We start from the raw sequence: 18,994 nt of genomic DNA on the forward strand, positions 1-18,994 counted from the left end.
GCTTTCGGACATTCGCCTTATCGCCCGCAAGAGGTGAACCCCGGCAGAACGCCGAAACGAGATACGCCCGCGTCGATCGGCGCGGGCGTATCGATATCGGACGGTTACTGGTTGCTCTGGCGGTTCAGGAAGCGCGGGATGTCGGCGTCGTCATTGCCGCGATCGTCGTCGACCTGCGCCTTGGCGGCGCCGCGGGCGATGTTCGACATCCGCTCGAACAGCGTGGCGCCGGCGCCCGACGGACGGCGGGCCGGCGGCTCGGCATCGGTCACCCAGCGGCGGTTGCCCTGCGACGCGGCGTCCTCGTCGGCTGGCGCTTCCGGTGCCGGGGTCGGCATCGCCGATTCCGGCTGGAGCAGCAGCTCGTCATTGAACAGGTTGGTCAGCTCCAGCGGCTCGGCGGCGGCCTGCTCGGGCGCTTCGAGGACGATCTTCTCCTCGGCCGGGGCTTCGGCGGCGGCCGGAGCGGCGGGCGCCTCGGGTTGCGCAGCCTGCTGCTGGACGGCTGGCGCCTCGGCCTGCGGCGCGGGGGTCGGGGTCTGCGGCACCACGACCGGCTTGTCGTCGCGGATCGGGGTGCGCGGCGGGAAGCTGAAGCTCTTCGACGGCTCGGGCATCGTCGCGGCGTCGACCTCTATGCCGGTCGCGACCACCGAGACGCGGATGCGGCCCTCGAGCTCGTTGTTGAACGCCGAACCCCAGATGATGTTCGCGTCGGGATCGACGAGCTGGCGGATGTGGTTGGCGGCCTCGTCGACCTCCAGCAGGCGCATGTCGTCGCCGCCGGTGATCGACACGATCACGCCCTTGGCGCCGTTCAGGCTGACGCCGTCGAGCAGCGGATTGGCGATCGCCTTCTCGGCAGCCTCGATCGCGCGGTTGTCGCCGCTCGCCTCGCCGGTGCCCATCATCGCCTTGCCCATCTCGCTCATCACCGAGCGGACGTCGGCGAAGTCGAGGTTGATGAGGCCGGGCATGACCATCAGGTCGGTGATGCCGCGCACGCCCTGCTGCAGCACCTGGTCGGCCATCTGGAACGCTTCCTTGAAGGTCGTGTTCGGATTGGCGATCAGGAACAGGTTCTGGTTCGGGATGACGATCAGCGTGTCGACGTGCTTCTGCAGCTCCTCGATGCCGGCGTCGGCCGAGCGCATGCGGCGGTTGCCCTCGAAGCTGAACGGCTTGGTGACGACGCCGACGGTCAGGATGCCGCGGTCGCGCGCTGCCTTGGCGATGACCGGAGCGGCGCCGGTGCCGGTACCGCCGCCCATGCCGGCGGCGATGAAGCACATGTGCGATCCTTCGAGCGCCTTCTCGACCTGGTCGAGGGTCTCCTCGGCGGCCGCCCGTCCTATTTCGGGACGGCTGCCGGCGCCCAGGCCCTGGGTGATCTTGAGACCGAGCTGGATGCGACGCTCCGCCGACGAGGCGTTGAGTGCCTGCGCGTCGGTGTTGGCGACGATGAAGTCGACGCCCTGGACGTCCGCGCCGATCATGTTGGCGACCGCGTTTCCGCCCGCCCCGCCAACGCCGATCACGCTGATCCGGGGTTTCAGCTCATCGACCTGCGGGCGCATGAACTCGATCGTCATAGATTTTCTCCCTGGCGGCCATGCCGGCCCAAGCAACACGTGGATCGAATCTTGCCAGACGCGATTCGCCGAATCACGCGAAAAGTTGTCCTATCCACAGTTTTCGAGGTTAACCGATGTGGGACGAGCGCCCACATGATCAATAACCCGACTTCACCGCTGCGATGAGCCGCCCGACGAGGCCCATGGGCTGCGTCCGGTGGACGGTCTGCTCGGCGGCGAAGGGGCGTAGCTCGGCCGGATTGGTCGCCGCCACCTGGGCGAGGCCGACCAGCGTCGCGAAGCCCGGACCGCTGTGCGCGTCGGGCAGGCCCGACAGGGTGCGCGGCCGGCCGACCCGGACGCTGCGGCCGAGCACGCCCTGCGCATAATCGGCGATGCCGCGCAGCTCGGCGCCGCCGCCGGTCAGCACCACCTGCCGCCCGACCGGGCCGACATAGCCGAGATCGGTCAGCGCCTTGGCGACTGCGTCCATCCAATGGTCGAGCCGCTGGCGGATCACCTGGATCAGCTGGGCGCGGCTGATGCGGGGCGGATCGGCGCCGTCGGCGACCTCCTCGGGCGATCCGATCTCCAGCATCTCATGATTGTCGCGCGGCGAATTCTGCGCCGATCCATGGACGCATTTGAGCCGCTCCGCCTGGGCGCGACGGATGTTGAATGCCGAGGCGATGTCGTCGGTGATGTCGGCGCAGCCCATCGGCAGCGAGGCGAGGCCGACCAGCAGCCCGCCTGCGAACAGCGAGACGTTGGTGACGCCGGCGCCCATCTCGACCAGCGCGATGCCCATCTCGCGGTCCTCCTCGGTCAGGCAGGAGGCGCCGGTCGCGATCGGCGAGGCGACGATCGAGCGGACGCCGAGATGCGCGGAGCGGACGCAGAGGGCGAGGTTGCGGACCGGCGAAGGCTCGGCCGCGATGACGTGGATCTCGACCCCAAGCTTGTCGGCATGGAGACCGAGCGGGTTCTTCACCCCGGTCAGCCCATCGAGCGTGTAGAGCGTCGGCTGGGCGTGGAGGACCATCCGGCCCTCGGGGTTGAGCGAGCGGCGGCCCTGGTGGAGCAGGTCGTCTATGTCCTGCTGTTCGATCTGCACGCCGCCCAGGTCGACCTCGACCTGCGCCACGTCGCTGACCAGGCCGCCGGCCGAGAAGCTGACCCAGACATGGTCGATATTGGTGCGGGCGATCGTCTCCGCCTGCTCGACCGCCTCGCGGATCGCGCCCTCGGTCGCCTCCATGTCGGCGATGTAGCCGCGGCGCACGCCCCGGCTCTCGCGCTGGCCGGTGCCCAGCACCTCCAGCTCGCCCTGGTCGTCCGCGCGCGCGATCAGCGCCGAGATCTTCGACGATCCGATGTCGATCGCGGTGATCAGCCCGTCATTGCGTGCCTGCGACATCGCTATCCCCTTTCCCAAAATCGCCATGCCTGCCTCACGTCACCGACTTCGCGCTGAGCGGCGGGGCCGGGGCCTCGATCCGGCTGCCCGGCTCGCGCGACATGCGCGCCACCATCCGGCTCGGATCGCGCAGGTCGATCGACACCAGGCCCTTGCCCAGCATCCCGGCGCGCCGATCCTCCTGCGCGAAGAAGGCCAGCGCCTTGGCTGCCTCCTGATCCCCTTCGGGGAGCATCACCTTCTCGCCCGACTGGAAGATGATGTCCCAGCGGCGGTCGCCCTGCCAGCTTGCCGCCGTGATCAGCGGCTTGAGCGAGGGTGCGGCCGCCATCAGCTGGGCGAGCTGGGTGGCGCGGCGGTTCGCGCCCGGGCCGACGACGACCGGCAGGTCGGGCATCGCCCGGTCGTCGACCGGGCCGATCACCACGCCGTCCTTGTCGATCAGCGCCAGCCGGTGCTGATATTGCCAGATCGCGGCCGGCACCCGCTCGACGATGTCGACGACCAGCGTGTCGGGCAGGCGGCGCGACACCCGGGCGTCGGCGATCCAGCCCATCTTCATCAGCTCGGCGCGCGTCCCTTCGAGGTCGACGAGCGGCATCGGCCGCGCCTGCTGGCGCATCGCTATGTCGTAGACATAGCCGCTGTCGACCTGCCGGCGGTTGAGGATTTCGACGTTGCGGACCTTGAAGCCGGCGTCGCCGATTCCGTCCGCGATCATCAGTCCGATCATCTGCGGCAGGCCCATCGCGACCAGCCCGGCGACGATCGCGCCGGTGATGGCGATGCCGAGCGTCCAGTTGCCCGCCGCGCGCAGCGTCTCGCGCGAGACGGGAATCTGCTCGATGGCGCGAGCGACGATCGAGGGTTTGCGGCGTGCGGGCGCACGCTTCGCCGGGGGCGCGGCGCGCGGCCTCCGGTCGACGGGACGTGCCCGCGCGGCCTTCATCGCGCGGCCTTTCCGGCCAGCGCCTCGTCGACGATCGCCTGGACCAGGTCGGCGTAGGTCAGGCCGACATGGCGCGCCTGCTCGGGGACCAGGCTCAGCGGGGTCATGCCCGGCTGGGTGTTGACCTCGAGCAGGTAGAGGCCGGCCTCACCCTGTTCGTCGTCCCAGCGGAAGTCGGAGCGCGACGTGCCCTTGCAGCCGAGCAGCCGGTGCGCGTCGAGTGCCATCCGCATCGCCGCCTCGGCGATGTCGGCGGGAATGTCGGCGGGGCAGATATGGGTCGTCAGCCCGTCGGTATATTTGGCTTCATAGTCATAGAAGCCGCTGCTGGGGACCAGCTCGGTCACGCCGAGGGCGCGATCGCCGAGCACCGCGACGGTCAGCTCGCGCCCCCGTATGAAGGGTTCTGCCAGCAGGGTCGCGAAGGTCTGCCACGGGCCATGCGAGTCACGATGAATCGGCACGCCATGATTGTCACGTTCTTTTATGATGGCGACGCCGACCGACGACCCCTCGTTGACCGGCTTGAGCACATAGGGGCGCGGCATCGGGTCGCCGGCATAGAGGCTTTCGCTCTCGACGATGATGCCCTCCGGCATGCGGATGCCATTGGGCACGAGCTGCTGCTTGGTCAGCTCCTTGTCGATCGCGATGACCGAGGTGGTCAGTCCCGAATGGGTGTAGGTCAGGCCCATCAGGTCCATCATGCCCTGGACGGTGCCGTCCTCGCCCGGCGTGCCGTGCAGGGCGTTGAATACCACGTCGGGCTTCGCCTCGGCCAGGCGCAGCGCGACGTCGCGGTCCATGTCGATCCGCGTAACCCGGTGGCCCAGGCTCTCGAGCGCGTCGGCGACGCCGTTGCCCGAGGTCAGCGATACCTCGCGCTCGGATGACCAGCCGCCCATCAGCACCGCGATGTGGAGGGGGGAACGGGTCATGGGTTCACCCCCACGCGCTGGATTTCCCATTCCAGGGTCACGCCCGAATTCGCCTTCACTCGTTCACGCACCTCTTCGCCCAGCCCCTCGATGTCGGCCGAGCTGGCCGATCCTAGGTTGAGCAGGAAATTGCAATGCTTCTCGCTGACCTGCGCGTCGCCGCGGGTCAGGCCGCGGCAGCCGGCGGCGTCGACGAGCTGCCAGGCCTTGTGGCCCTGCGGGTTCTTGAAGGTCGACCCGCCGGTGCGGCTGCGCAGCGGCTGGCTCGCCTCGCGCTCCGCGGCGATGCGGTCCATCTCCGCCTGGACGACGGCCGGCTCCTCGGCATGGCCCCGGAAGGTCGCGGCCACGACGATCGCACCCTCGGGCAGCGCGCTGTGGCGATAGGTGTAGCCCAGCTCGGCCAGGCCGAGCACCCTGCGCTCGCCCGATCGCAGCACGACCTCGGCCTCGACCAGCACGTCCTTGACCTCGCGGCCATAGGCGCCGCCGTTCATGCGCACGAAGCCGCCTACCGTGCCGGGGATCGAGCGCAGGAACTCGACCCCGCCGATCCCGGCGTCGCGCGCCGTCGAGGAGACGAGGATGCCGCTCGCGCCGCCGCCGCAGCGCAGCGTCGTCGCGTCGAGCCGCTCGACCCGTGCGAACGGCTTGCCGAGGCGCACCACGACGCCGGGCACGCCACCGTCGCGGACGATCAGGTTGGAACCGAGGCCGAGCCCCATCACCGGCACCGCCGGGTCGAGCGCGGCCAGGAAATCGCTCAGGTCGTCGATATCGGCGGGCTCGAACAGCCATTCGGCCGCGCCGCCGCTCTTGAACCAGACCAGCGGCGCCAGCGGCGCACCCGCCGTCAGCCGGCCCCGCACGGGCGGCAGGGTCGACGGGCGGGTTGCGCTGCCGGCGGCCGGGTTCACTTCTTGTCGACGCCCCACATCGCCATCCAGCGTTCCCACGCCTGGACCTGCATGTCGGCGAGCTCCTTGGCGGCCTTCGCCGCATTGTCGAACTGCTCGCCGCTGCCCATCGCCCTGAACGCGGCGTCGACCGCGGTCCTGTGCATGTGCATCGCCTGGTCCTGGAGCATCTTCCAGGGTCCGAAGAAATCGGTCATCGCGCCGTCTCCTTGGCTATCGCCTCCGAAAGCCCCGCCGCCCACTTGGTGATATCACCAGCGCCCAGGCAGATCACCATGTCGTCGGCGGCGAGCGTCGTCGCCAGCGTCGCGGCGAGCGCCTCCGGCCCGGCGATGACCTGCGCCGACCGGTGGCCGCGCTGCTTGAGCCCGGCGACCAGCGCCGCGGCGTCGACGCCGTCGATCGGAGCTTCGCCGGCCGGATAGACCGGGGCGACATAGACGGTGTCGGCGTCGTTGAACGCCGTCTGGAACTCGGTCATCAGGTCGCGCAGCCGGGTGAAGCGATGCGGCTGGACGACGGCGATCACCTTCGCCCGGGCGCCCTCGCGCGCGGCGGCCAGCACCGCGCGGATCTCGACCGGATGATGGCCGTAATCGTCGATCACGGTGGCGACGCCGCCGTCGACCGGAACCTCGCCGACCTTGGTGAAGCGCCGCTTCACGCCGCCGAACTTGGCGAAGCCGTTGGCGATGATCTCGTCGGAGATGTTCATCTCCAGCGCGACGCCGATCGCGGCCAGCGCGTTCTGGACGTTGTGGCGGCCGGGCATCGGCAGCGTGACGCCCTCGATCCGACGGGTGTCGCCGTCGCGGTTGCGGACCACGACGTCGAAGCGGTTGCCGCCCGGAATCGGGGTGACGTTGTCGCCGCGCACGTCGGCCTGGGCGGAGAAACCGTAGGTCACGACCTTGCGGTCGCGGACCCGCGGGATGATCGCCTGCACCTCGGGATGGTCGATGCAGAGCAGCGCCGCCCCGTAGAAGGGGACGTTCTCGACGAACTCGACGAAGCAGTCCTTCACCTTGTCGAACGAGCCATAATGGTCGAGATGCTCGGGATCGATGTTGGTGACGACCGCGATCGTCCCGTCGAGGCGGAGGAAGCTGCCGTCGCTCTCGTCGGCCTCCACCACCATCCAGTCGGATGCGCCGAGCCGGGCATTGGAGCCGTAGCTGTTGATGATGCCGCCGTTGATCACGGTCGGATCGACCCCGCCCGCGTCGAGCAGCGCCGCCACCATAGAGGTCGTCGTCGTCTTGCCGTGCGTGCCGGCGATCGCGACGGTCGACTTGAGCCGCATCAGCTCCGCCAGCATCTCGGCGCGGCGGACGACGGGGACGCGCTTCTCCAGCGCCAGCTCGACCTCGGGGTTGCCGCGCTTGATCGCGGTCGAGGTGACGACGACGGCGGCGTCGCCCAGATTCTCGGCCTTGTGGCCGATCATCACCGCGATGCCGCGCTTGCGCAGCCCATCGACGACGTAGCTCTCGGCGACGTCGCTGCCCTGCACCTTGTAGCCCAGATTATGCATCACCTCGGCGATGCCGGACATGCCGATGCCGCCGATGCCGATGAAATGGATGGTGCCGATGTCGGTTGCGACACCCTTCATGCGAAAGCGCCTTTCAAGGGACGGAGTTCCAGTTTTTCGACGGGGATGGGTTCGACGATCGGATCGGGGCCGATCCGTTCGACGAGGTCGGCCAGTTCGGCGGCGGCGTCGGGGCGGCCGACGCTGCGCGCGCGCTTGGCCGCGTTGATCAGCGCCTGCGGATCGAGCGCCAGCTTCTGCATCTGCTTGGCGAGTTCCTGCGGCGTGAAATTCTCTTGCCGGATAGCTCGCGCGCCGCCGACCTGTGCGAGCTCGCGCGCGTTGGCGGTCTGGTGGTCGTCGGCGGCCGAGGGCAGCGGGATCAGGATGGCGGGGCGGCCCGCGACGCTGATGTCGGCGATCGTCGAGGCGCCGGCACGCGCGATCACCAGATGCGCCCAGGCCAGCCGCTCGGGCAGGTCGGTGAAATAGGTGCCGAGGTCGGCCGGGATGCCGAGCACCTTATATTTGCTGCGTACCGTCTCGATGTCCTCGGGCCGGCACTGCTGGGTGACCTGCAACCGGCGGCGGAAGCCCTGCGGCAGCAGGGCGAGGCCGTCGGGCACCACGTCGGACAGGATGGATGCGCCCTGGCTGCCGCCGGTCACCAGCACGCGGAAGATGCTGTCGGGGCCGAGATCGGGGAAGGGCTGGTCGCGGATGTCGCGGACGATGTCGCGCACCGGGTTGCCGACCAGCACGGTCTTGTCCTCGAACTTCGGCTTGAGCCGCTCGACGACTGGATAGGCGGTGGCGATCGCGTCGACCCGGCCCGCGACCAGCCGGTTGACCCGGCCGAGCACCGCGTTCTGCTCGTGGATCACGGTGGGCACCCGCCGCTTGAAGCCGGCCCGCAGCGCCGGCAGCGCCGGATAGCCGCCGAAGCCGATCACCGCCGCGGGATCGAAGGTCGAATAGAGCTGGAGCGCCATCGCCGTGCCGGCGCGGATGTCGCGGAACGCCTTCAGCCATTCGCGCGGGCCGCCGCCCAGCCGGCCGGCGGGGATGACGTGCGTCTGGACGCCGTCGAACAGGCCGGGGATGCGCGCGCCGCGCTCGTCGGTGACCAGCGCGACGCGGTGGCCGCGCCGCATCAACTCGGCCGCCAAAGCATGTGCGGGGACCATATGGCCCCCGGTACCGCCCGCCGCGAGGACGAAATGCCGCGTCACCCTCATCTGCCGTTCCACCGCACCGTGTAGGTCGCTTCCTTCAGATGGGGATTCTCGCGGGTGAAGGCCAGCAGCAGGCCCATGCCGATCGACAGCGCGATCATCGACGAGCCGCCATAGCTGATGAAGGGCAGGGTCATACCCTTGGACGGGGCGAGGCCGACATTGACCATCATGTTGATCAGCGCCTGCAGCCCGAATTGCGAGACGAGGCCGGCCGAGGCGAGCAGCAGGAAATCATCCTCCTCGCGCAGCAGGCGCAGGCTGACCCGCAGGACGATGGCGAGGTAGAGGCACGCGATGGCTATGCAGGCGATCAGCCCGAACTCCTCGCCGATCACCGAGAAGATATAGTCGGTGTGTGGCTCGGGCAGGGTGAACTTCTCGGTCCCCGCGCCGGGGCCGGTGCCGAGCAGGCCGCCGTTGGTCAGCGTCGCATGGGCGCGGTCGACCTGATAGGTGTCGCCCTGCTTGAACAGGAATTTGTTGATGCGCTCGGTCGCCACCGAATAGAAGAGATAGGCCGAGACGATCGCCGCCAGGCCGCCTGCGCCGAGCATGCCGAGCAGCTTCAGCGACGCGCCCGACAGCATCAGCAGCACGATCCAGACCGACGCGAAGATCACCGTCTGGCCGAAGTCGGGCTGCTTCATCAGCAGCGCCGCGATCAGCGCCATCGGCACCACCGAGATCAGCGCGAAGGGCAGGCCCGGATTGCGCGCCCTGAGCGAGAACAGCCAGGCCATTGCGACCGCGAACATGGGCTTCAGGAATTCGGACGGCTGGAGCTTGGCCGGGCCGATCGAAATCCAGCGGGTAGCGCCGTTGGCGGCGCTGCCGATCACAGGCACCAGCGCAAGCAAGGCCAGGAACACCAGGCCGCCGATCAGCGCCGCGCGGCGCGCGATCTGCACCGGCAGCGCCGAGACCGCGAGCATGATCGGCACGGCGATCACCGTCCAGGCGAGCTGCATCCAGAAATAATGGCGCGCCGCGACGGTGACGCCGCTGCCCGAATAGCGGACCCCGGCTGCGGGCGAGGCGGCGGCCACGGCGATCAGCCCGACGCCGATCAGGATCGTCACGAGCAGCAGCAGGACCCGGTCGATCTCCCAGAACCAGCGCGCGATCGGCGTGCGCTTGCCGCGTCCGAAACGCGAGCGCTTGAAGGGGGATTGCGGGGTCGGCACCGAGGACTCGAAGGACACTGCGACGTTCATAGCGGAAGCCCCTCCACCGCGCGACGGAAAGCGTCGCCACGTGCCTCATAGTCGCTGAACTGGTCGAACGAGGCGCAGGCCGGCGACAGCATCACCACCTCGCCCGGCCGCGCCGCCGCGGCGGCATCGGCCACCGCCTGGTCGAGCGTGCCGCTCTCGGTCACCGGCTTGCCCGCCTCGCGCAGGATGCGGGCGAACATCGGGCCCGCCTGGCCGATCGTGTAGCCGGCGACGACATGGCCGAACCAGGGCGCGCAATCGTCGAGGTCGTCGGTCTTGGGCAGGCCGCCGAGGATCCAGTGGATCTTCGGATAGGCACCGAGCGCCGGCGCGGTCGCGGTCGCGTTGGTCGCCTTGCTGTCGTTGATGAACAGCACGCCCCGCTTCTCGGCGACGCGCTGCATCCGGTGCGGCAGGCCGGGATAGCTGCGCAGGCCTTTTTCTATCGCGTCGTTGGCGATGCCGAGCGCGCGGGCCACCTGGATGGCGATCGCCGCATTCTGGGCATTGTGCGGACCCTGCAGCGCCGGCCAGGCTTCCTGGCCTGCGATATCGGACGACCGCACGGCGATCGTGCCGGGGTGGCGCGCCGCGATCACGCGGCTCGGCTCGTCCTCGACCGCGATGATCGCGACGTGGCCGGCCGACTGCATGTCGAACAGCCGCTCCTTCGACGCTGCATAGCCGGTGAAGCCGTCATAGCGGTCGAGATGGTCGGGCGTGATGTTGGTCAGCACCGCGACGTCGCAGTCGAGGCTTTGGGTGATGTCGATCTGATAGCTCGACAGTTCGAGCACATAGGCCCCGCCCGCCGGCAGCGGATCGCGGCCGAGGATGGGAAGGCCGATATTGCCGCCCATCAGGGTCGGTACGCTCGCCGTTTCGAGGATGTGGGTGATCAGCGCGGTGGTGGTCGACTTGCCGTTGGTGCCGGTGATGCCGACGACCTTGTGCGCGGGCAGCGAAGCGCGCGCCTGGGCGAACAGCTCGATGTCGCTGATCACCGGTACGCCGAAGCTGGCGGCATGGCCGGCGATCGGATGCCGGTTGAGCGGCACGCCCGGCGACACGACGATTCCCGCGAAGCCGGTCAGGTCGATGGTGGCCGGGTCTGCGAAGGTGACATCACCCGTCACCTTGGCCCGCGCCGCCTCGTTCGAATCCCACGCCGTCACCCGGGCGCCGCTGGCGAGCAGCGCCTCGACCGTCGCCAGCCCCGATCGCGCGAGGCCGAGGACGGCGTAATGTCTTCCGGCGAAGGCGGGGCTCGTGATCATCGCAGCTTCAGCGTGGCGAGGCCGGCGAGGGCAAGGACGAAGGAGATGATCCAGAAGCGGACGACCACGGTCGGCTCGCTCCAGCCGAGCTGTTCGAAATGATGGTGGATCGGCGCCATGCGGAAGATGCGCTTGCCGGTGCGCTTGTAGAAGAAGACCTGGAGGATGACCGAGATCGTCTCCATCACGAACAGGCCGCCGACGATCGCCAGGACGATCTCGTGATGCGCGACGACCGAGATGACGCCGAGCGCGCCGCCGAGCGCGAGGCTGCCCGTGTCGCCCATGAAGACCGCGGCGGGCGGCGCGTTGAACCACAGGAAGGCGAGGCCGCCGCCGATGATCGCGGCGGTCAGGATCGTCAGGTCGCCTGCACCGGGCACATGCGGAATTCCCAGATATTGGGCGAATTTCGCATTGCCGACGAGATAGGCGATGACGAAGAAGGCGAGGCTGGCGATCACCACCGGCATGATCGCCAGGCCGTCGAGCCCGTCGGTCAGGTTCACCGCATTGCCGAAGGCGACGATCACGAAGGCCGCGAACACCACGTAGAAGGGGCCCAGGTCGATCACCGGCCCGTTGTAGAAGGGCACATAGAGCTGCGTGCCATTGCCGGAGACGATCAGCCAGCTCGCAAGGCCGGCGATCAGGAACTCGCCAAGCAGGCGCGCCTTGCCGGAGACGCCCTTGGCGCTGCGCTTCTTGACCTTGTCGTAATCGTCCATGAAGCCGATCAGGCCGAAGCCCAGCGTCACGCCGATGCAGGCCCAGACATAGCGGTTGCCCAGGTCCATCCAGAGCAGCAGCGACAGCATCACCGAGATCAGGATCATCAGCCCGCCCATCGTCGGCGTGCCGACCTTGGACAGGTGGGTCTGCGGGCCGTCGGCGCGGATCGGCTGACCCTTGCCCTGGCGGATGCGCAGCCATCCGATGAAGCGCGGACCGATGATCAGGCCAATGAACAGCGCGGTCAGCGCCGCCGCCCCCGCACGGAAGGTGATGTAACGGATGAGATTGAGCACGCCCGGAAACCCGAGCTGTTCGGCTATCAGGTAGAGCATGTCGTCCTTTCGCCGGCCGGCGGTTTCGTGCGCAGATGCGCGACGAGACGCGACAGGCCGATCGCGTTGGATCCCTTGATCAATATGGCGTCGCCGGGCGCGATCTTCGCTTCGATCGACTCGATCGCCGCGTCGGCGTCGGGCACATGCTCGAATTCGATGCGTCCCTCAAGGGCGTTCGCGAGCGCGGCCATATCGGATCCGACGAGCAGAGCGAAATCGACCCCGGCGTCGCGCAGCGGCCCGGCCAGATCGGCGTGATAGCCGGCCGATCCGGCGCCCAGCTCGCGCATTTCCCCGAGCACGGCGATCCGCCGGTCCGCGCGTTCGCCGCCCAACATCTTGATCGTCGCCGCCATCGAAGCGGGGTTCGCGTTGTAGCTCTCGTCGATCAGCAGCGCCTCGCCCGATCCGACCGGAATCGTGCTGCGCTGGCCGCGGCCGGGCAGGCCCTCCATCTCGGCGAAGGCGAGGCCGGCGGCGGCGAGGTCGCCACCCACCGCCCAGACGGCGGCGATCACCGCCATCGCGTTCGACACCCAATGCTCGCCTGGCGGGGCGATGGTGAAGGTCAGCTCGGCATCGGGCAGGACCAGCGACAGCAGCGTGCCCCGGTCGAGCGGGATCACGTCCTGCGCATGGACGTCGGCGGCGCGATCCATGCCGAAGGTCAGGATGCGGGCGGCATGGGGCTTGGCCGCCGCGATCAGCCGGTCGCGATGCGGGCTGTCGTGCGGGATGATCGCGACGCCGCCGGGTTGTAGCCCCTGGAAGATTTCGCCTTTCGCATCGGCGATGTCGGCCTCGCTCGCGAAGAAAGCGCTGTGCGCCGGGGCGATGGCGGTGACGATCGCGACATGCGGGCGGACGAGCCGGGTCAGCGCCGCCAGCTCGCCGCTATGGTTCATCCCCATCTCGAACACGCCGATCCGGGTGTCGGCGGGCATGCGGGCGAGGCTCAGCGGGACGCCGGTATGGTTGTTGTAGCTCTTGACCGAGCGATGGACCCGGCCGGGCAGGGCGCGGTCGAGGCAGGCGAAGAGCGCTTCCTTGGTACCGGTCTTGCCGACCGATCCGGTGACGCCGATCACCCGGCCGTGCATCCGGTCGCGCGCCGCCGCACCCAATGCGTTGAGCGCCGCCATCGTGTCGGCGACGCGGACGTGCGGGCCGTCGCAGGCGTCGGAGACGATCGCACCCGCCACGCCGGCGGCGAACGCCTTGTCGAGGAAGCGATGGCCATCGGTCGTCTCGCCCTTCAGCGCGATGAACAGGTCGCCCGGGCCGACTTCACGCGAGTCGAAGGTGACGCCGTCCACGCGGAAATCGCCATAGACCTCGCCGTCCACCGCGGCGGCGATGTCGAACGCGGTCCAGAGGGGCGTGGAGGCTTCCTCGCTCATGCCGCGCATTCCCGTGCGACGGTGACGTCGTCGAAGGGGAGGACGCGCATCTGGTCCCCGGCGCCGACGATCTGCCCCTGCTCATGGCCCTTGCCGGCGATCAGCACGATGTCGCCGGCCTGCGCCTCGGCGATGGCGGCGGCGATCGCCTCGCGTCGGCCGCCGATCTCGATCGCGCCGGGCGCCCCGGCCATCACGTCGCGGCGGATCGCGGCGGGGTCCTCGCTGCGCGGATTGTCGTCGGTGACGATGGTGCGGTCGGACAGCCGGGTCGAGACCTCGCCCATCAGCGGGCGCTTGCCGGTGTCGCGGTCGCCGCCCGCGCCGAACACGGTGATCAGCCGGCCTGCCGTGTGCGGGCGCAGCGCCTCGATCGCGGCTTCCAGCCCGTCGGGCGTATGCGCATAGTCGACATAGATCGGCGCGCCGGTCCGGCTGATCGCGGCGCGTTCGAGCCGTCCGCGCACCGGAGCGACCCGTTGGAGATTGGCGAGGGTCAGGCCGATGTCCCCGCCGGTGGCGACGACCAGCCCGGCCGCGACCAGCGCATTGGCGGCCTGATAGGCGCCGATCAGCGGCAGCTTCACCTCGCGCGCCTTGCCCTCGACCTCCAGCTTGAGCGTCTGGCCGAGCGCGGTCGGCGTGCGTTCGACGAGGCGGAACGTCTCCCCGGCCGCGCCGACGCTGAGCAGGCGGATGCCGCGCGCCCGCACCGCCGCGATCACGTCGGCCGATCGCGGATCGTCCGCCCAGACCACGGCGGCGCCGTCCTGGTCCACCACCTCGGTGAACAGCCGCAGCTTGGCCGCGAAATAGGCCTCCATCGTGCCGTGATAGTCGAGATGGTCGCGGCTGAGATTGGTGAAGGCCGCCGCGCGCACCGGCAGGCCCTCGGTCCGATATTGCGACAGGCCGTGGCTCGACGCCTCGAAGGCGGCGTGGGTGACGCCTTCCTTGCGGAGCCCGGCCATGTTCGACAGGAAGGTGACGATGTCCGGAGTGGTCAGCCCGGTCGACACCTGGTCGTCGGCGGTGGTGACGCCGAGCGTGCCGATCGAGGCGGCGTGGAAGCCCGCCATCCGCCACAGCTGGCGGGTCAGCTCGACCGTCGAGGTCTTGCCGTTGGTGCCGGTGACGGCGACCGTGGTGTCGGGGAAAGGCGCGAAGAAGCGCGCGGCGAGCCTGGCGAACAGCCGGCGCGGCTCGTCGTCGACGATGTGGACCGCACCCTCGACGACGACGCCGGGCGCGGAGACGATCGCCGCCGCGCCATCGGCGACAGCCTGGGCGATGAAGTCCTCGCCGTTGAAGCGGCTGCCCTTGAAGGCGCCGAACACGGTGCCCGGCGCGACCTTGCGGTGATCGATCGCGAAGCCGGTGATCCGCGCGTCGCCGGCGTCCGCGCCCGATGCGGCCGGAAGCCCGGCCAGGAGGTCAGTCAATCGCATGGACCCCCGTGTCCTTCTTTTCCGGCTTGTAGACGAAGGGCATCAGGTCGGAGACGTCGATGTCCTTGCTGGGATCGGGGATGACGCCGAGCAGCGGGCCGATCCGGGCGATGACGTTCTTGACCGCCGGCAGCGCGTTCCACGCGGCGGTGCGGAAGCCGTAGGTCTCGGGAATGCCCTTCGGCTCGTCCATCGTCACGACCACGACGTAGCGCGGCGCGTCCATCGGGAAGGCGGCGGCGAAGGTGGTGACGAGGCTGCTGTGGATGTAGCGGCCGTTGAGGTTCTTCTCGGCGGTGCCGGTCTTGCCGCCGACGCGCAGGCCGGAGATGTTGGCGCCGCGCCCGGTACCTTCCTCGACGACGAGGCGCATGAGCTGGCGGATGCGGTAGCTGGTCTGTTCGGAGATGACGCGCTTGCCCTGCGGCGCCTGGCCGGCCGGCAGCTTGAGCATCGTCGCCGGACGCAGGATGCCGCCGTTGACCATCGCCGCATAGGCGTTGGCGAGGTGCATCTGGCTCACCGCGATGCCATGGCCATAGGCGACCGTCATCACGGTGGTCCGCGCCCAGAAGCCCGGCCACAGCGGCTTGCCGCGCGCCCCCAGTTCAAGGTCGACCGGCCGGTCGAAGCCGAGCTGGCGGAAGAAGGCCTGGGTGCGCTCGGGACCGATCTCCTCGGAAATCCGCGCGGTGCCGATGTTGGACGAATGGATCAGGATATCGGGCACCGACATCCAGCGGTTCTCGGGATGGTCGTCCTTGATGCGGAAGCCGCCGACCTGGAGCGGCGCGGTCGCGTCGTAGCGCTTGCCGAAGTCGGTGATCACGCCATGCTCGATGGCGTTGGCCATGGTCAGCACCTTGAAGGTCGAACCCAGCTCGTAGACCGAGCTGACCGCGCGGTTGTAGCGGGCGTCGGGCCGCAGCGGATCGGTGCCGACCGGCACGAGGCCGGGCGCGTTCGAGTTGAACACCGGCAGCGAAGCCATCGCGAGCACCTCGCCGGTGTGGACGTCGAGGACGACGCCGGCGCCGCCGACCGCGAGATATTTCTCGGCCGACGTCCGGATCGCGCTTTCGAGCGCGGCCTGCACGCGGCTGTCGATCGACAGCGCGACGGGCTGGCCGCCATTGGCGGCGCTGGTCAGCCGCTTGTCGAGAAAGGCTTCCATCCCGCTGACCGGCACGCCGCCGATGTCCATATAGCCGATGACCTGTGCGGCCATAGTACCCTGCGGATAGAAGCGCTTGGGTTCGGGAACTTCCTCGATCGCCGGTTCGCCGAGCAGGCGGACGGCATGGATCTTGGCCGGGGTGGCGCCGCGCTCCAGATAGACGAACTTGCGCCGCCCGTGCAGGATGCGGCGATAGTCGTCGACGCTACGGTTCGGGAAGAGGCGGGCGAGCTCGGCCGCCAGCCGTTCCTTGTCGCCGATCACGCGGGGCGGGCGGATCGCGAGGCTGATGCCCTTGATGGTCGCGGCGAGCACCACGCCGTTACGGTCGGTGATGTCGGCACGCGGGCCGATCGCCGACGCGACCGGCGAACGGTCCGGCGCGTCGAACACCGCCAGGTAGAGCAGCCGCAGCGAGATCACGCCGACCATCAGCGCAAACAGCAGCATCAGCACCATCAGCCGGTAATGGGCGACGCGGACGCTGTCGTTGTTCTTGACGAGGGCGCGGTCGCGCGGCGGGGCTAGCCCGGCGGCGATCGCGTTCATTGCTTCCCCTTGCGCGCGCGGGCCGGCGCCTCCTCGGCGAGACCGTCCAGGAAGTTGTCGTCGAGCCGGACCGCGCGGACCAGCTTGCGTTCGGCCACCTCACGCACCGGTGACGCCTGCGGCGCCAGCGCCGAGGGCGTCGGCTGCACGTAATTGGCCTGCCGCAGCGCGGGCTGCGGGGGCGGAGCGGGGATCGCCACCGGCGCGGGGGCCGGGCGGGACCGCGCCGGTGCCATGCCACCGTCCTCGATCCGGTCGTAGCTGACCTTGTCGAGCGCGCCATGGCTGGCGACGATCGCCGGGTCGAGCGGCACGCGCTGCGGCTGGGTCAGAGCGACCAGCCGGACCGAGCTGGTCACGAACTGCTCGGGGCCGGGTGCCTGCAGGCCGTAGACGTTCTGGTTCCACCGTTCGATCTGGGCGAGGCCACCGCGCGTGTCGATCTCGGTCCGCAGGCGGCGGATCTCCTGGTTGGTGGCGGCGATCTTGCGCTCGACGCCGGTCAGCTCGGCGCGCTTCGCGGCGACGGTCTGCGAGATCATATAGAAGGAGAGAGCCGCGACGCAGATGCCGCTCGTCCAGACCACCTCCTTGAAGCGGGTCGTGATCATCCCTGACGTCCTTCCTTTTTGGGCGCGGTGCCCCATGGCGCTGCTGCGGTCCTCCGGGCGACGCGCAGCGTCGCCGAGCGGGACCGGGGGTTGCGGGCGAGTTCCGCTTCGCCCGCGCGAACGGGCTTGGCGACGGCCTCGAAACTGGGACGCGGCCCCCCGGCGCGCACATCTGGAAGGTGACGGGAACCGGCCGGCGTGGCGCCGCTGCGATCGCGCAGGAAGCGCTTCACGATCCGGTCCTCGATCGAATGGAAGGAGACGACCGCCAGCCGCCCGCCGGGGCGCAGCACGCGCTCGGCAGCGGCCAGACCCTGCTCGAGCTCGTCGAGCTCGGCGTTGAGGTGGATGCGGATCGCCTGGAAGGTGCGGGTCGCGGGATCCTTCTTCTCGTGCGGCTTGTGGCCGAGCGCACGGCGCACGACCTCGGCCAGTTCGGAGGTCCGGCTGATCGGCCGGGCCTGGACGATGGCGCGGGCGACGCGGCGGGCGCGCGGTTCCTCGCCCAGATCGTGCAGCACCTCGGCGATCTCGGCCTCGTCGGCGGTGTTGACGAAGTCGGCGGCGCTCATGCCGCTCTTCTCCATCCGCATGTCGAGCGGGCCATCCGCCTGGAAGGAAAAGCCGCGGTCGGCGCGGTCGAGCTGCATCGACGACACACCGATGTCGAGCGTCACGCCGTCGACCTGGCCGATGCCGCGCTCGTTCAGCGCCTCCGCCATGCGGGAGAAGCGTTCGGGAACCAGGATCAGCCGGCCCTCCGCCCCCGCCTCCAGCGCGCGGCCCTCGGCGATCGCGTCGGGATCGCGATCGAACGCATAGACGCGCGCACCCGCGTGCAGCAGGGCGCGGGTATAGCCGCCGGCGCCGAAGGTGCCGTCGACATGGGTCTCGCCGGCAGCGGGATCGAGGCCGGCGATCACCTCGTCGATCAGGACGGGGACATGGGGCGCGGCCGGGGTCATCCGCGCTCCTTTCGCTTGGCGAGGAGGTCTTCCATCTCCTCGAGCACGTCGCCGGACTCGCCGCCGGCGGCTGCGCGCAGCACCTCGGGGCTCCAGATGCGGAAACGCCGGCCGCGGCCGACGAAGAAGGCGTCATTGCCGATCTGTGCCTTGGCGCGCAGCCGGTCGGGCAGGACCATTCGGCCCGCCGTATCGAAGTTGACGTCCTTCATCAGCGGGTAGGTCTCGGCCTCGAGCCGGTCGAGCACGTCGCCCACCAGCTCGCCGGTCTGCTCGGAGACGCGGACGGCGTGGGCGTTCATCTGCTCTTCGGTCTCGGCGATCTGCAGCCCGTCGCTGACCTCGATGCATTTGAGCGCGGCGTTGAAGGTCATGCGCAAGGTGCGGCCGAGACCCGAGGCCACCTTGGGCGAGCCCGAGCGGATGTCGATCGTCTGACGGAAGGCAGCAGGGAGCGAAACGCGTCCCTTAAGGTCCACGCCGTTCAAATGAACGTCATTGAAGACCGCACCACCCGCCGCCACCGACGCATACCCCAGCCAGATCGAGGGAAGCACCGCCGGGACCACGCCGCCCTTCCGGGCCGGCGGGAGGCGTCAATGCGCCAAGCGATACTCCCCACCCCATTTCACCATTCTGGTGTACTTGGGTCGCTCCGCCATTTCAAAGGATTTTTATACCATTTTATGGTTTTCCATGGATTCGGCTGTGGATTC

Annotated in this window: 17 protein-coding genes; all 17 read right to left on the bottom strand. The window is 69.3% G+C overall.

The features are described from left to right. Positions 1-104 precede the first annotated feature (104 nt). The 17 genes from ftsZ to B5X82_RS05800 all read right to left on the bottom strand — a co-directional run bounded on the left by ftsZ (position 105) and on the right by B5X82_RS05800 (position 18,847). The gene (gene ftsZ / locus B5X82_RS05720; RefSeq protein WP_079647143.1) at positions 105-1,592 is read right to left on the bottom strand and encodes a cell division protein FtsZ; all 1,488 of its coding nucleotides are present in this window, start codon (positions 1,590-1,592) and stop codon (positions 105-107) included. Positions 1,593-1,731: 139 nt separating this feature from the next. Next, positions 1,732-2,991: a cell division protein FtsA gene (ftsA, locus tag B5X82_RS05725; RefSeq protein WP_079647144.1), complete on the bottom strand. Its 1,260-nt coding sequence runs from the start codon at positions 2,989-2,991 to the stop codon at positions 1,732-1,734. A 34-nt stretch (positions 2,992-3,025) separates the two neighbouring features. Further along, a complete protein-coding gene (locus tag B5X82_RS05730; RefSeq protein WP_079647145.1) occupies positions 3,026-3,940 on the bottom strand; it encodes a cell division protein FtsQ/DivIB in 915 nt (304 codons plus the stop codon). Then, positions 3,937-4,878 carry a D-alanine--D-alanine ligase gene (locus tag B5X82_RS05735; RefSeq protein ID WP_079647146.1) on the bottom strand — a complete coding sequence of 314 codons (942 nt, stop codon included), beginning with the start codon at positions 4,876-4,878 and terminating at the stop codon, positions 3,937-3,939. Before B5X82_RS05735 ends, B5X82_RS05730 begins: the two co-directional genes overlap by 4 nt. Beyond that, positions 4,875-5,795 (bottom strand): UDP-N-acetylmuramate dehydrogenase, encoded by a 921-nt coding sequence (gene murB / locus B5X82_RS05740; protein WP_176152487.1) that lies wholly within the window; start codon positions 5,793-5,795, stop codon positions 4,875-4,877. The genes B5X82_RS05735 and murB overlap by 4 nt, the downstream gene beginning before the upstream one ends. Further along, positions 5,792-5,992: a hypothetical protein gene (locus B5X82_RS05745; RefSeq protein ID WP_079647147.1), complete on the bottom strand. Its 201-nt coding sequence runs from the start codon at positions 5,990-5,992 to the stop codon at positions 5,792-5,794. The genes murB and B5X82_RS05745 overlap by 4 nt, the downstream gene beginning before the upstream one ends. After that, the gene (gene murC, locus B5X82_RS05750; protein ID WP_079647148.1) at positions 5,989-7,410 is read right to left on the bottom strand and encodes a UDP-N-acetylmuramate--L-alanine ligase; all 1,422 of its coding nucleotides are present in this window, start codon (positions 7,408-7,410) and stop codon (positions 5,989-5,991) included. The genes B5X82_RS05745 and murC overlap by 4 nt, the downstream gene beginning before the upstream one ends. Beyond that, positions 7,407-8,567 carry an undecaprenyldiphospho-muramoylpentapeptide beta-N-acetylglucosaminyltransferase gene (gene murG / locus B5X82_RS05755; protein ID WP_079647149.1) on the bottom strand — a complete coding sequence of 387 codons (1,161 nt, stop codon included), beginning with the start codon at positions 8,565-8,567 and terminating at the stop codon, positions 7,407-7,409. Before murG ends, murC begins: the two co-directional genes overlap by 4 nt. After that, positions 8,564-9,781 (bottom strand): FtsW/RodA/SpoVE family cell cycle protein, encoded by a 1,218-nt coding sequence (locus tag B5X82_RS05760; RefSeq protein ID WP_079647150.1) that lies wholly within the window; start codon positions 9,779-9,781, stop codon positions 8,564-8,566. Before B5X82_RS05760 ends, murG begins: the two co-directional genes overlap by 4 nt. Then, positions 9,778-11,058 carry a UDP-N-acetylmuramoyl-L-alanine--D-glutamate ligase gene (murD, locus tag B5X82_RS05765; protein WP_079647151.1) on the bottom strand — a complete coding sequence of 427 codons (1,281 nt, stop codon included), beginning with the start codon at positions 11,056-11,058 and terminating at the stop codon, positions 9,778-9,780. The genes B5X82_RS05760 and murD overlap by 4 nt, the downstream gene beginning before the upstream one ends. After that, the gene (gene mraY / locus B5X82_RS05770) at positions 11,055-12,125 is read right to left on the bottom strand and encodes a phospho-N-acetylmuramoyl-pentapeptide-transferase (RefSeq protein WP_047166507.1); all 1,071 of its coding nucleotides are present in this window, start codon (positions 12,123-12,125) and stop codon (positions 11,055-11,057) included. Before mraY ends, murD begins: the two co-directional genes overlap by 4 nt. Continuing rightward, entirely contained in the window at positions 12,113-13,528 is a 1,416-nt protein-coding gene (locus B5X82_RS05775; RefSeq protein ID WP_079647152.1) for a UDP-N-acetylmuramoyl-tripeptide--D-alanyl-D-alanine ligase, read from the bottom strand. Before B5X82_RS05775 ends, mraY begins: the two co-directional genes overlap by 13 nt. After that, positions 13,525-14,976: a UDP-N-acetylmuramoyl-L-alanyl-D-glutamate--2,6-diaminopimelate ligase gene (locus B5X82_RS05780; protein WP_079647153.1), complete on the bottom strand. Its 1,452-nt coding sequence runs from the start codon at positions 14,974-14,976 to the stop codon at positions 13,525-13,527. The genes B5X82_RS05775 and B5X82_RS05780 overlap by 4 nt, the downstream gene beginning before the upstream one ends. Beyond that, complete coding sequence (locus tag B5X82_RS05785) at positions 14,963-16,702, bottom strand: peptidoglycan D,D-transpeptidase FtsI family protein (RefSeq protein WP_079647154.1); 1,740 nt, start codon at positions 16,700-16,702, stop codon at positions 14,963-14,965. Before B5X82_RS05785 ends, B5X82_RS05780 begins: the two co-directional genes overlap by 14 nt. Then, a complete protein-coding gene (locus B5X82_RS05790; RefSeq protein WP_079647155.1) occupies positions 16,699-17,313 on the bottom strand; it encodes a hypothetical protein in 615 nt (204 codons plus the stop codon). Before B5X82_RS05790 ends, B5X82_RS05785 begins: the two co-directional genes overlap by 4 nt. Further along, complete coding sequence (gene rsmH, locus B5X82_RS05795) at positions 17,310-18,278, bottom strand: 16S rRNA (cytosine(1402)-N(4))-methyltransferase RsmH (protein ID WP_079647156.1); 969 nt, start codon at positions 18,276-18,278, stop codon at positions 17,310-17,312. The genes B5X82_RS05790 and rsmH overlap by 4 nt, the downstream gene beginning before the upstream one ends. Further along, complete coding sequence (locus tag B5X82_RS05800) at positions 18,275-18,847, bottom strand: division/cell wall cluster transcriptional repressor MraZ (RefSeq protein WP_223811011.1); 573 nt, start codon at positions 18,845-18,847, stop codon at positions 18,275-18,277. Before B5X82_RS05800 ends, rsmH begins: the two co-directional genes overlap by 4 nt. Positions 18,848-18,994 lie beyond the last annotated feature (147 nt).

The sequence above is a fragment of the Rhizorhabdus histidinilytica genome (genome assembly GCF_900167915.1).
GTDB classification, from domain to species: domain Bacteria; phylum Pseudomonadota; class Alphaproteobacteria; order Sphingomonadales; family Sphingomonadaceae; genus Rhizorhabdus; species Rhizorhabdus histidinilytica.